The sequence below is a fragment of the uncultured Paraglaciecola sp. genome (assembly GCF_943787955.1).
Taxonomy (GTDB): Bacteria; Pseudomonadota; Gammaproteobacteria; order Enterobacterales; family Alteromonadaceae; genus Paraglaciecola.
In genome coordinates, this window is the sequence record NZ_CALSOK010000002.1 from 374,080 (window position 1) to 387,037 (window position 12,958).

General features: G+C 40.1%; 12 protein-coding genes. 4 read left to right on the top strand and 8 right to left on the bottom strand.

Annotated elements, in window-relative coordinates:
- Positions 1-303: 303 nt before the first annotated feature.
- Positions 304-1,923 carry a pyridoxal-dependent aspartate 1-decarboxylase PanP gene (gene panP, locus Q0Y52_RS02335; protein WP_297817458.1) on the top strand — a complete coding sequence of 540 codons (1,620 nt, stop codon included), beginning with the start codon at positions 304-306 and terminating at the stop codon, positions 1,921-1,923.
- Between the two features lie 22 nt (positions 1,924-1,945).
- Here the strand turns inward: panP and panC are convergent, their stop codons facing one another.
- The 7 genes from panC to sfsA all read right to left on the bottom strand — a co-directional run bounded on the left by panC (position 1,946) and on the right by sfsA (position 8,044).
- On the bottom strand, positions 1,946-2,797 hold the full coding sequence (panC, locus tag Q0Y52_RS02340) for a pantoate--beta-alanine ligase (RefSeq protein WP_297817461.1): 852 nt from the start codon (positions 2,795-2,797) through the stop codon (positions 1,946-1,948).
- 59 nt (positions 2,798-2,856) lie between these two features.
- A complete protein-coding gene (panB, locus tag Q0Y52_RS02345; RefSeq protein ID WP_297817464.1) occupies positions 2,857-3,651 on the bottom strand; it encodes a 3-methyl-2-oxobutanoate hydroxymethyltransferase in 795 nt (264 codons plus the stop codon).
- Positions 3,652-3,747: 96 nt separating this feature from the next.
- Positions 3,748-4,245 (bottom strand): 2-amino-4-hydroxy-6-hydroxymethyldihydropteridine diphosphokinase, encoded by a 498-nt coding sequence (gene folK / locus Q0Y52_RS02350; RefSeq protein ID WP_297817467.1) that lies wholly within the window; start codon positions 4,243-4,245, stop codon positions 3,748-3,750.
- Positions 4,242-5,537: a polynucleotide adenylyltransferase PcnB gene (gene pcnB, locus Q0Y52_RS02355; protein ID WP_297818104.1), complete on the bottom strand. Its 1,296-nt coding sequence runs from the start codon at positions 5,535-5,537 to the stop codon at positions 4,242-4,244. The genes folK and pcnB overlap by 4 nt, the downstream gene beginning before the upstream one ends.
- 164 nt (positions 5,538-5,701) lie before the next feature.
- The gene (gluQRS, locus tag Q0Y52_RS02360) at positions 5,702-6,658 is read right to left on the bottom strand and encodes a tRNA glutamyl-Q(34) synthetase GluQRS (RefSeq protein ID WP_297817469.1); all 957 of its coding nucleotides are present in this window, start codon (positions 6,656-6,658) and stop codon (positions 5,702-5,704) included.
- Positions 6,659-6,723: 65 nt separating this feature from the next.
- Positions 6,724-7,173, bottom strand: a complete 450-nt coding sequence (gene dksA, locus Q0Y52_RS02365) for an RNA polymerase-binding protein DksA (RefSeq protein WP_297817472.1) — start codon at positions 7,171-7,173, stop codon at positions 6,724-6,726.
- Positions 7,174-7,339: 166 nt separating this feature from the next.
- Complete coding sequence (gene sfsA / locus Q0Y52_RS02370) at positions 7,340-8,044, bottom strand: DNA/RNA nuclease SfsA (protein WP_297817475.1); 705 nt, start codon at positions 8,042-8,044, stop codon at positions 7,340-7,342.
- Between the two features lie 73 nt (positions 8,045-8,117).
- On the opposite strand from sfsA, the gene pepB reads away from it, so the two are divergent.
- A complete protein-coding gene (pepB, locus tag Q0Y52_RS02375) occupies positions 8,118-9,401 on the top strand; it encodes an aminopeptidase PepB (protein ID WP_297817478.1) in 1,284 nt (427 codons plus the stop codon).
- Between the two features lie 957 nt (positions 9,402-10,358).
- Positions 10,359-10,943 carry a YjaG family protein gene (locus Q0Y52_RS02380; protein WP_297818107.1) on the top strand — a complete coding sequence of 195 codons (585 nt, stop codon included), beginning with the start codon at positions 10,359-10,361 and terminating at the stop codon, positions 10,941-10,943.
- A 5-nt stretch (positions 10,944-10,948) separates the two neighbouring features.
- Here Q0Y52_RS02380 and rsmD read toward each other — a convergent pair whose 3' ends face one another.
- Complete coding sequence (gene rsmD, locus Q0Y52_RS02385) at positions 10,949-11,563, bottom strand: 16S rRNA (guanine(966)-N(2))-methyltransferase RsmD (RefSeq protein ID WP_297817481.1); 615 nt, start codon at positions 11,561-11,563, stop codon at positions 10,949-10,951.
- 71 nt (positions 11,564-11,634) lie between these two features.
- Here rsmD and ftsY point away from each other — a divergent pair, with 71 nt between their 5' ends.
- Positions 11,635-12,954 (top strand): signal recognition particle-docking protein FtsY, encoded by a 1,320-nt coding sequence (gene ftsY / locus Q0Y52_RS02390; RefSeq protein ID WP_297818111.1) that lies wholly within the window; start codon positions 11,635-11,637, stop codon positions 12,952-12,954.
- Positions 12,955-12,958 lie beyond the last annotated feature (4 nt).

The following is a 12,958-nucleotide window of genomic DNA, read 5'->3' on the forward strand; positions in this document are numbered from 1 at the left end:
GCGCTGGAATCTGTCATATCCGACCCACACAAATTAATACTTCAGGCTATGTTGAGAAATTTAAAATAACAAGTAGAGCGACTAAACATGCTTTGGGTCAACTTAAAAAATGTTCGTTGCCTTGTAACTAAAAACAAAAATAATTTAGGTGATATCTATTTTTTATAACAGGTTAAAAGTTGCGTTAGGCATTCATCGTTCGACACCGCTTTACTCTTAAGTTTGAAGACATAACGTCTATTGTGTATAACAAAAATTAAGGTAAAATGTGATAGCGGATTTATTTCAGATAGGATTACAATAGTGGGCAAAGCTGAGGTTAGTTTAGAATATTTGTACAAGGTGTTTACTATGCCTGAAGGCAAAGATTCTAAACTTGCACAGATTGAACAACACCTGTCTGATAATCTGTCAGATTTTTTGTCGCAACACGTTGTGACCAAGGTGAACTCTCTTGCACAGATTGAAAAAAGTTTTGCTGAGTATTCGGTACCTGAGTCACCTGAGTTCGTGTCAAAACATGCAGAAGACCTCCTAGATAAGTTAGTCGCTAACTCTGTTAATACTTATTCCCCCAGCTTTATTGGTCATATGACCTCAGCACTACCGTATTTTCATTTACCTTTAGCAAAACTACTGGTGGGATTAAACCAGAATTTAGTCAAGATCGAGACATCTAAAGCGTTCACTCCTCTTGAGCGTCAAATGCTTGGTATGATGCATGAGTTGGTTTATAAGCAATCTGGGGATTTTTACCACACCTATCTTCACAGCGCGAACCATGCTTTAGGGGCCTTTTGCTCTGGTGGGACTATCGCCAACATCACGGCTTTATGGGTCGCAAGAAATAAAGCGCTACCTACCACAACTCAATTTAAAGGTGTGGCTCAGGAGGGTATGGCTGCAGGAATGATGCATTATGGCTATAAAAAAATGGTGATCATTTCATCTAAACGCGGCCACTATTCATTATCTAAAGCAATTGATATATTAGGTTTAGGCCGACAACAAATGATTACGATAGACTGTCCTACACAACGTTTATCTCCTGAAAAAGCTTTAGCTGTGGGCAAACAATACCAACAAGACGGTAACAAAGTATTGTCTATAGTAGGTATCGCAGGAACAACTGAAACGGGACATATTGACCCGCTAGACGAGCTAGCAGATGTTGCAAAAGAACTAGGTTGCCACTTTCATGTGGATGCTGCTTGGGGTGGAGCAACATTATTTTCTGACGAACATCGTCTTTTACTAAAAGGTATTGAGAGAGCCGATTCCGTAACCATGGACGCCCATAAACAGATGTATGTGCCTATGGGAGCTGGAATGGTGTTATTTAAAAACCCCAATGACAGCAATGCTGTGCGCCACAATGCCCAATACATACTACGTGCAGGATCGAAAGACTTAGGTGCCACCACTTTAGAGGGTTCGCGAAATGGCATGGCGATGATGGTGTATGCCTCTTTGCATATATTTGGCCGCCAAGGTTATGAACTGTTAATTAACCAGAGTATAGAAAAAGCCAAAACCTTTGCTCGTATGATCCAGTCACACCCAGACTTTGAACTTGTCACACCTCCCACTTTGTCTTTACTGACATACAGAGTAAATCCTGAAGATGTGCAAACAAAAATGAAAATGCAGCCAAAAATTGGTCATGCCTTAAATATGGAACTGGATAAACTAACGGTAACCGTTCAAAAACAACAAAGAGAGGCAGGCAAGTCATTTGTCTCTCGTACCCGATTAACAACTGAAAAATATCCTGATCAAGCAATTACAGTATTCAGGGTAGTATTGGCTAATCCATTAACGTCAGAGACAGACTTACAAAATATACTGGATGAACAAATTACCATAGCCAGCAATACTAAAACGTGGAAAAAGCTCTGTCTGAAACAAAAAAAGGCAAGCTAAGTTAGCTTGCCTTTACAACCTCTTATACCAGTCTAATTTGCAAATTATCAATCAAACGGGTTTTTCCTAAAAATGCCGCAGCTAACAGCACCAGATGCTGGTCTTCATGACCCGGCTGTAACAAATTTTCTACATTACGGATTTCAAGATAGTCAGGATTAAACCCTAGCTCAGCTAATTGTAACTTGTATTCTTGAGTTATTTTTGAAAAATCCCTACGTCCCAATTGAATTTCACTGGCTAATTGCTGCATTTTTTCATACAGACTAGGGGCTAACTTACGTTCTTTATCTTTCAAATACTGATTTCTTGAACTCATCGCTAAACCGTCATCATCCCTGGTAGTTGCCATACCAAAAACTTTTAGGTTCATTGATAAGTCAGTCACCATAGCTTTTATAACCTGTAATTGCTGAAAATCCTTTTCACCAAAAAAGGCTAAATTAGGTTGCACCATATTAAACAGCTTACACACTATGGTTGCCACACCACGGAAATGTCCTGGGCGACTGGCACCGCAAATCATATATGACAAACCTGGTACTTCCACAAAAGTTTGTTGCTCTAACCCTCTTGCATAAATATCGGTCGCTTTAGGCATAAATAGTACATCTACGCCTAACTCTTCCAATAAACGGCTATCGCTTTGTAAAGTTCTAGGGTAGGCATCTAAGTCTTCATCAGGACCAAATTGCATAGGATTGACAAATATAGACACCACTACAATGTCTGCTTGTTTCTTGGCTTCACGTACAAGGTTTAAATGGCCTTGATGCAAATTTCCCATAGTGGGAACGAAGGCAATCACCTTGGCACTGCTTTGCCAGGTGCGTCTAATTTCCCGTAGATCTAAAATGTCACTGATAAGTTGCATAGTGGTTTATTACTTTAATAATGAGTGGTTAGTAAACACTGAAAAGGTGTAATCGTGCACTAATTGAAACTGTGCTCATCTGAAGGAAAACTTCCATCTCGCACTTCCTGAATATACTGGCTCACAGCTTCACGCATATTATTAGTTTGTTGCAAATAATTCTTGGAAAATTTAGGCATGTAGTTTGCGCTTATACCAAACATATCGTGCATCACTAAAATTTGCCCATCAGTTTGTGCCCCTGCCCCAATACCAATAACTGGAATACTAAGGGTTTGAGATATCTTGGCAGCTAAATCTGTAGGAATACACTCCAATACTAATAACTGTATTCCTGCGAGCTCTAATTCTTTAGCCTGCTCAAGGATATTTTCAGCTTGTCGGTCATCTCGGCCCTGCACTTTAAATCCACCAAACACATGCACTGATTGTGGTGTTAGACCTAAATGACCACACACCGGCACGCTGCGTTCGTTCAACCCTTTAATGGCATCTAGTAACCAACTACCACCTTCTACCTTCACCATACTTGCCCCCGCACGCATTAGATGGGCAGCACTTAAGTAGGTCTGTTCTGGAGTGGAATAAGACATAAAAGGCATATCCGCCACAACAAACGCTCTTTCAACACCCTTTTTCACAGAGCAAGTATGATATGCAATCTCTTCAAGGGTAACGCTTAATGTATCGTCATCACCTTTTAGTACCATGCCTAGTGAGTCGCCAATCAACAAAACATCGATACCTTGTTCATCAAACAATTTAGCAAAACTTGCATCGTAAGCGGTCAAAGCAGTGATTTTAGTATTCTCTTGCTTCATTTTTAGCAAGCTTGAAGTCGTTACTTTTTTCATTAGCTATACCCTAATTTTTGATATCATAAAAAATACTATTTACTGCCTAAGTAAAGTGGTTAAGGTTAACTCACTATACTTTTTTTTTCAGAATTTCTAGATTAGTACCGAGTTAGTCATTTTTTGTAACCCATTTATCGGACATGTCATTACAAGGTTTGCTAATTTCTCACCGCAAGGCAAAATCAAATCGGGAGCTATTTCAAACAGTGGGTAAAGTACAAACTCTCGTTGTTTCATACCAGAATGTGGAACCGTTAGATGCTCGTTATCAATTCGTTGTAGACCAAACAACAACATATCCAAATCTAAGGTTCTAGGACCCCATCGGCTTGCCTTACGTATTCGGCCTTGCTGATTTTCTATCAATTGCGTATGTTGCAGTAAGCTTTCTGGGGAAAGTGCGGTTTCTATTAGTGCAACAGCATTCACATAATCGGGTTGATCTTGTGGGCCCATAGGTTGGCTTTTATACAAGCTCGAACACTTAATCAACACAGTGTCAGGTAACCTTGCCAAGCTAGCATAAGCAGCCTGTATTTGCTTTTCAGGCAGCGTTAAATTACTGCCCAAGCCAATATAAACATCAATCATAGTTTTGGTTTAGGTTTCTTGCGATTACGTCTTGGCCTTCTGGCAGTGGCACCTTCCTGTTCACGGAGGACTTCTAACATAATTTTACGCTGATCTTCCTCTGCCTCTTGGAAGTCAGTCCACCATTCAGCAAGTTCCAATAAATCGCCCCCTTCAATCTGGCCACGCAATAATAAGAAGTCATATGCGGCTCTAAATTTTGGATGCTCAAGCATTTGATAGGCTCTGCGACCATAACGCTTAGGTAACCTATTTTGTAACTGCCAAATTTCCCGAATAGGGGTACTAAAACGTTTTGGGATCATGATCCGCTGAATTTGGCGATGCATGACATCATTCAGCGCAAGATTAAATGCGTCAAAATGATTCAATCCACCTTCTACCATCAGTTGCTGACAACGCTCTTCTAGTGGATACCACATAAACGCAGCAAAAATAAACGCAGGCGTCACTCTTTGACCTGTATTAATTCGATTATCCGTATTGGTAAGCACTTGCTCTACAAATTGATTTTCGCGACTTCCCGGTTGCAACAATAAAGGTGCTAGTTGCGGAAACAGCGATTCAAACAAATGAAATTCTGACAATAATTTATAGGTAGCTAAACCCTGTCCCGATAACAATAACTTGAGTATTTCTTCAAATAATCTGGCGGGTGGGATATTTGCCATTAACGGTGCTAAACGTTTAATCGGTTCTGCACTCTGGGGGCTGATATGCATATCAAGCTTGGCAGCAAACCTAACAGCTCGTAGCATTCTAACCGGGTCCTCACGATACCGGGTTTCAGGATCGCCAATGAGTGTAATTTCTTTATTTTTGATCGCTTGCATACCGCCGGCAAAATCGCTGATCGAATAGTCGGCGATATTGTAATACATAGCGTTGATGGTGAAATCTCTGCGTTGTGCATCTTCTTCAATGCTACCAAATACGTTATCCCTGAGTAATTGACCGTGGTCGCTTTGTCTGCTTACTTTAGACTCGCCTTCATCATTATTTTCATGATGACCACGGAAAGTAGCAACTTCAATAATTTCTCGGCCAAACACAATATGCGCCAATCTAAATCGACGCCCAATTAATCGGCAATTACGAAACAACCCTTTAACTTGTTCTGGTGTAGCGTCCGTAGTCACGTCAAAATCTTTTGGCTCTTTACCTAATAATGCATCTCTTACACAGCCACCAACTAAATATGCTTGATATCCGCTGTTATGAAGGCGATAAAGAACTTTAAGTGCATTTTCACTCATTGAATTACGGGAAACAGAATGCTCTGCACGGGGAATGACAGTCGCAACAAGTGTAGCGGGTTTGTCTGGTTTTGTTGCGCGCAAAGCGCTCCTGACTTTGTCAATTACACGAGAAATAATATGCTGTGCTCCTTGTTTGGTCCTGGTTGTGCTTTTATCTTTTATATAACGGTGATCTAAGCAGAGAAATTGGGCGCTAATCATATACTGTCTTTGTGCCCAATTCTATTGTCAATACACTCTGTTTTAGCGGGTATTTTTCGCAAGTCCCACTCACAAAGAGCCCAATTCAATATATTTTGTACGGATCCCCGTAGCAACTCTTTGGGGAGTAAAAAACCAAGAAATTCAAGTGCATTTGTCAGGTTGGTTCTGGCATCATGAGGATTTATTTCACAGGCATGATTTTGTTTACTCAATTTTTTACCGGGTTCGGTCACCACTACAGGAAAATGTAAAAACTTCGGGGCGGGTCTATCAAAAGCTTGGTATAAGGCAAGCTGAAATAATGTTGCATCTAATAAATCAGCACCACGAGCCACTTCAGTTATCCCTTGCTGAATATCGTCAACTACCACAGCTAACTGATATGCAAACAGATTATCTTTACGCTTAATAGCAAACTGAGCAGGTATATCAAGCTTAGGGAAATTAACCTGTCCTAATAATTCATCAAAAAACTGTTGATGGATATTATGATGTCTAAATCTTATCGCACTATTTTCATTGTTTCGATTTTCATTGTTTACATTTTGATTAGCACAAACACATACCTGGTCAAACTTTAGGCTAGCCAACTGAGCACGGCTACACTGACAATGGTAAGTTAAGCCTTGCTCAGTTAAGTACTGAATTTTTTCAGTATACAAATAACCTCTGTGACTTTGGTAAACAACTTCGTGGTCCCAAAATAAATGGTGTGCTTCAAGACAGCGCATAATCGATTCACTCGCACCCGCAACTTCCCGTGGGGGGTCAATATCTTCTATTCTGAGTAACCATTTTCCATTTTGACTTTTTGCTTGTAGAAAACTACCTAAAGCGGTGACCAAAGAGCCAAAATGCATTTGGCCAGATGGAGAGGGTGCAAAGCGTCCAACGTAGCCACTGTCAGAGGTAACGTTTTTCACATGAAGGGATTTGAGTGCACTAGCCATAAGACACAAGTATCACCCCAAATAGCTGATTAAAGAATTAATAACTGCTTGAGGTAGAAGGAAAATTAACCCTGAAGTTGTTTTTCTTTGATTTCTGCCATTGTTTTGCAATCAATACACATATCTGCTGTTGGCCTTGCTTCCAAACGACGTACGCCAATCTCAATACCACATTCGTCACAAAAACCGAAGTCGTCTTCATCAATACGTTTGAGTGTTTTCTCGATTTTTTTGATTAATTTTCGTTCTCTATCACGAGTACGTAATTCAAGGCTAAATTCTTCTTCTTGAGCTGCACGATCAACTGGATCAGGAAAATTAGCTGCCTCATCTTGCATGTGATGCACTGTTCGATCCACTTCTTGACGAAGTTGATCGCGCCAGGCCCTCAATAACAAACAAAAATGCTCCATTTGCTTTTCGTTCATGTATTCTTCGCCTTTTTTCTCCTCGTAAGGAGTCAAACCGGCTAGCGCTAATAATCCAAGTGTTTTATTCGTTTTGTCTGTTGGCATATGCCAATTCTCCTAAACTACGGTATGAGCTGTTTTGTGCAAGCGGCGATATTTATCAATAATCGTTACTCAGGCTATTACTTGCTCTTAGCATCATTCATTACAGTGAAAAAAATATACTTTGGAACGCAATATGGAGGCCTTGCCGAAAAAATCAACTTCTATTTTATGAAAAAAACTGCAAAGATTGATTTATATAGATTTTTTCTGAATTAATCTCACACCTATAACATAAAATTTGTACTCCATTAAGCATAGCTTGCTTGAGTTCCTTAGCGTAGTCAGGGTCAATATGCTTTGCCACTTGCACGGATTGAATACCTGAATGTTGCACGCAAAAAAACAATACGGCCCGTTTACCTTGACTGGCAACATAACTTAACTCCCGCAAATGTTTTTGCCCACGAAGGGATTTTGCATCAGGAAAGTACCCCAGATTATTATCTAAAAGACTCACCGACTTAACCTCAACATAACAGTCTGCTTTTTCTGGAGCTGTGAGTAAAAAGTCAATTCGGCTATTTTCTTCGCCAAACTTTACTTCAGCCTTCAGGTTTTGATAGCCGATTAATTCAGATATCTTTTTATCTTGTATCGCTTCTTTTACTAATGCATTGGCTTTGTGAGTATTTACCCCAATCCAATGAAGTTGATTAGTGAGTACCACTTCCCATGTATATAACAACTTACGTTTTGGATTGTTACTAGGTGATAGCCAGACTTGCCATCCGGGCTCTGCACAGCCAGTCATAGCGCCTGTGTTGGGGCAATGTGCGATGACAATGGAGCCATCGGTTAATTGCACATCAGCTAAAAAACGCTTATATCGTTTTATCAATGTGCCTTGAATAAGAGTAGAGGAGAACTGCATAGTCGCTACTTAAAATGATGTTCGGCTATAAACGTCGTGCTATCCTAACTATTTTTCACTAAATGGAGAAGTTATGTCTCGTTTATCTGTTTCTATTACCAACCAAGCCCCAGCCAATTATTATTCAGCTGGAACGGTTTTGTCTGTTAATGGCCAAACCGCACAAATTCACTTAGTGGATTCAGAAAACAATTTACGTCATATCAAAAAAGCGGCGCGCAGTCTTGATAGCTTAGGTGTTATCCAGGTTGAGTTGATTGGCAGCTGGAAGATTGAGCAGCAGTGGGCTTTGGCTCAAAGCTTTACCACCACGAATAAACAGCACCATATCAAGTGGTGTGATGATGACAATGCACATGAATTGTCGCACCGCTATCAAGCTATGATCTTTACACGCAATATCACCAATGCGACTCCAGAAGATTTATCACCAGAAATGCTTGCTAATAAATGTGAAGATTGGCTTAAGTCGATAGACAAAAAACATATAAGCAGCAAAAGATGGGTCGGCGAAGCACTTAAAAATCAAGGCTGGATGGGCATTTACCATGTGGGTCGTGGAAGCACCCGTCCCCCAGTGCTGATTGAAATCGATTATAACCCAACGGGGGATATCAATGCCCCTATTTCAGCTTCCCTAGTAGGCAAAGGCATTACATTTGATAGCGGTGGATATAGCATTAAAAGCAGTGAAGGCATGCTGAGTATGAAATGTGATATGGGTGGTGCAGCAACCGTCACTGGTGCACTTGGCTTGGCTATTTTGCGAGGTTTGAACAAAAGAGTTAAGTTATTTTTATGTTGTGCAGAAAACCTCATTAGCGGTCACGCTTACAAATTAGGTGATGTGATCACCTACAAAAATGGTACAACTGTAGAGATAGTCAATACTGATGCAGAGGGTCGATTAGTATTAGCAGATGGCTTAATGGCAGCCACCGAAACAGGCTCTAAACTGATTATAGATGCGGCTACGCTTACAGGAGCGGCAATGGTGGCTTTAGGGGAAGAGTACAATGCTTTTTTTGCGTTGGATAAAGCATTGCAACAAAGAGTTTTAGGTTACTCGGCTCAAGAATTTGAGCCTTCATGGTGTTTGCCATTAGAAAAATGGCATCAAAATAAGTGCCCCTCCGCCTTTGCTGACACTGCAAATAGCAAATCACAAAAAGGCGGCGGCGGTGGCGGTGCATCTAACGCAGCAGGATTCTTATCAAGGTTTGTTAACGAACAAGGTAAGGGTTGGTTACATATTGACCTAGCTGCAGCATACAACGCTAATGGAACGGCATATATGCCTATAGGTGCCACTGCTCAAGGATTTAGAACTATAGCTCGAGCGTTATTAGAGGAGTAAAATACATCGAAATAGCGGGAGAAATAACACCCGCCTTTTCGGTTTTTAATTCACGTTCCCGCCCTAACTGTTCAGCAAGTGCCCTGTATTTTTCTACCGTTTCTTTTGCAAAAAATGGTCTTCCATCGGGGTCTATATCCGTAGTAGGGAAAAAACTAATGCGTCACTCCTTTTATGCCTTAATGATATTCGATAACTTATTAGTAAAGTGAAATGTTTGAGTTTTGCCGGTAAGAACTGTCATCTAGTGATATACATTAGATAAATTCGTACTTTACTGTTAATTGTCAAGCCTCTGAAATCAATACTAATTTATAGTATGAAGTGTTAGAAAATCAGGTTAAAGCATTATAATATTGAGAAAAAATTTGAACACATAATCTGATGTTGCTACCTTATTTTTGATTATTGATCCATCAGCTAATTTACCAGTCTTTATGCCTGATTGAAGACGCTTGAGTCCAAGCGAAGAATAATAATATGTTTGAGGGACTCATTGTTTTTACTGATTATTATGTTGGCTTTTTAAATGTTTGCCAAAAAAGTGTCAGCATGGCAGGAGGAGATTATTTTTTCCTGATGGGTCTTAAAATGATATTCCTGCAGTCAGGATTAGCCCTAAGTGAATAACCATTTATCGTAGCATTAGCCATACCTATTGTAGCGGGCGCCTCTGTCTTAGTTGGATATTATATTGGTCCTTGGCATTGGCATTGGCATTGGCAAAGTCATGGTTAGCCTCAGCGACCATACAGATACTTTTTAGCATGGATGATTTGGTGAGAGAGGATCAACCGCTATAGAGAAACTGAGGGGCATGATTTTGATAATGATTTCTATTCCAATATGATAGACGGGATAGGTAAATATTCTTCATTAAGGTAAGGTAGTGTTCGACACATTGGCTTTAAACTTGTTTCAAGGGATGAGCGGTTCGTAAACATTTTAATGAGACTAATTTTGAACAAAAAACTAAATATATTTCAGCAAGTAAGAGAACTAGAAGGCTGGCATGCAGTAGCCTTTTCAGCCACACTTTTAGAACGGATGTTACCCAATTATGTGCTTTTTTGTGAGGCCACAGAATTTGCTGATCATGCACAATATCGAAATAGCCTAAATGCAATTTGGGAATGGTTAGCTGTACCCAAAGCAAAAATAAATTTTACCGCCCAATTAGAAAAAGTAGAAGACGCAGTCCCTGATGCCAGCGATTTTGATAATTATGGTGTATATCCAGCAATCGACATGGCTATGTCACTGTCTGCGACTATTCTACTGATACAAGGCGAAGATCCTCAAGGGGCAGTAGTCGTAAGCAAACTATCTCAAGGTGGGGTAGAAGCATTTATCGAAGCGAGCTCTGATGAGGATGTCAACGACCTCGATATTAAACAACACCCGCTAATGCAATGGGAAGTCGATACACAACAAGAATTATTAATCTTATTATCCACGTGTGCAAAAAATGCCGAAAGCTGTAAACAATTGAAGCAATTAGCCACCGCAGAAGGGATGAGCAATATAGGTATAGCAATCTAAATAAGTCAGCTATTGCGTTGATAAACTCTGGCCAAAATTTGCGAACTACGTTTTTCTTTAATCAATCGCCAATTTTCAGGTACTGAATAACTGGCTCCTTGAGCTTCACATTCGATATAAATAACGCCATCAATAGATAACAAAACATTTTTATCTATGAGCTGTATCGTTTGCGGCAGCAGGTTTTGATTAAACGATGGGTCCAAGAAAATTAAATCGTATGGCAGATTTAAGTTGTTTAATGCATCCAAAGTATTGCCATGTATGATTTGTGCCTGCTGCGCAGATAAGCCTAATAATTGAATATTTTCTGCTACTTTTTTTGCTGCATTTTTATTTAATTCAATAAAAGTACAACTTTTCCCATAGCGTGACAAAGCTTCAAAACCCAATCCACCACTGCCTGCAAATGCGTCTAGGCATCTTGCATCTAGGGTATAGGGCATAAGCCAACTAAACAACATTTCCCTATTTTTATCCGTAGTTGGACGTAACCCCTGAACATCGAGAACTGGCAGCTTACGTCCCCGAAAACGCCCACTGATAATCCGCACTGTGCCACTAGGTTTTGAACTAGCTGCTGCGCTGTTGGTTGATGAACGTTTTTCGCCTCGCTTCATTTGGTATAGAAATGCTATTATTGAGAAATGATTTAAATAGTTTACCCAATTACCTAGGATTTCTCACCGGTATGTCAAAGTTTTTCAAATGGCTCAAAAAAGACAAGCAACAAGAAGAGTCTCCTGTCGATAAAAAACCCTCTATTCAAACCATAGATGAAGAAGTTTATAAAGAATCAGAATTTATAAATCATAATAATTCTAAATCCAGTCAATCAATTACAAAAACTGATGCAATAACGCAATCAGAGCAAACTAATTCGACGGATCCTTTACCCCCTCAGGTTCACACTCAAGGGGGGCCAGAGCTTGTTGAACCAAAATCTACATTAGAGACCGATGCAGCTGTCACCGAGTCCGCTATTGAAAATGCCCCTTTGACCGAAAATACCCTATTGGCTAACAATCAGCCTGCAGTAGCAGCATTAGAAAAACCATTTGTTGAACAACAAGACATAGAAAAATCCAGCCTTTTGGGTAAATTAAAGCGCGGACTGGCACGCACTAAAGGAAGTATTGGTAGTGGTATTGTTAATTTATTTCGTGGTAAAGCCATTGATGATGAATTATTTGAAGAATTAGAAACTCAATTGTTGGTGGCTGATGTGGGTATGGATACCACGGTCAAAATAATTAAGCAGTTAACTGAAAGCTCAGATCGTAAACAACTAAAAGATGGCGACACCTTATACCAATTATTAAAAGAACAAATGGCTGATATTTTAAGGAAAGTGGAATCGCCCCTAACACTCAAAACTGAGTCCGGGCCATTTGTTATTTTAATGGTCGGCGTGAATGGCGTAGGTAAAACCACCACTACTGGCAAAATGGCTAAACAATTCCAACAACAAGGTAAGAAAGTTATGTTGGCAGCCGGCGATACATTCAGAGCAGCGGCTGTTGAACAGCTTCAAGTGTGGGGCGAACGCAATAATATTCCAGTGGTGGCACAACAAACAGGCTCCGACAGTGCGTCGGTTATTTTTGATGCGTTTCAGTCAGCCAAGGCAAAAAATATCGATGTGTTGATTGCGGATACTGCGGGTCGCTTGCAAAACAAAGAACACTTGATGGAAGAGCTTAAAAAAGTAGTGCGAGTAATCAAAAAAATTGCACCTGAAGCCCCTCACGAAATAATGCTTACCTTAGATGCAGGTACCGGACAAAATGCGGTAAGCCAGACCAAGTTGTTCAATGAAGCAGTAGGCTTAACCGGTATAAGTTTAACTAAATTGGACGGTACTGCAAAAGGTGGGATTATCTTTGCGATTGCTGATCAGTTTGATATTCCTATTCGATATGTCGGTATAGGCGAAAGTATTGACGATTTGAGACCATTTAATAGCCAAGATTTTGTAAATGCGTTATTTTCAGAATCTGGCAGTCAGTAATAAC

Bases quoted from the DNA above. Each gene is read 5' to 3' on its own strand.
- folK (WP_297817467.1), bottom strand. From the start codon at position 4,245: ATGATTGATGTTTATATTGGCTTGGGCAGTAATTTAACGCTGCCTGAA.
- panB (WP_297817464.1), bottom strand. From the start codon at position 3,651: ATGAAAAAAGTAACGACTTCAAGCTTGCTAAAAATGAAGCAAGAGAAT.
- dksA (WP_297817472.1), bottom strand. From the start codon at position 7,173: ATGCCAACAGACAAAACGAATAAAACACTTGGATTATTAGCGCTAGCC.
- panC (WP_297817461.1), bottom strand. From the start codon at position 2,797: ATGCAACTTATCAGTGACATTTTAGATCTACGGGAAATTAGACGCACC.
- sfsA (WP_297817475.1), bottom strand. From the start codon at position 8,044: ATGCAGTTCTCCTCTACTCTTATTCAAGGCACATTGATAAAACGATAT.
- pepB (WP_297817478.1), top strand. From the start codon at position 8,118: ATGTCTCGTTTATCTGTTTCTATTACCAACCAAGCCCCAGCCAATTAT.
- ftsY (WP_297818111.1), top strand. From the start codon at position 11,635: ATGTCAAAGTTTTTCAAATGGCTCAAAAAAGACAAGCAACAAGAAGAG.
- rsmD (WP_297817481.1), bottom strand. From the start codon at position 11,563: ATGAAGCGAGGCGAAAAACGTTCATCAACCAACAGCGCAGCAGCTAGT.
- gluQRS (WP_297817469.1), bottom strand. From the start codon at position 6,658: ATGGCTAGTGCACTCAAATCCCTTCATGTGAAAAACGTTACCTCTGAC.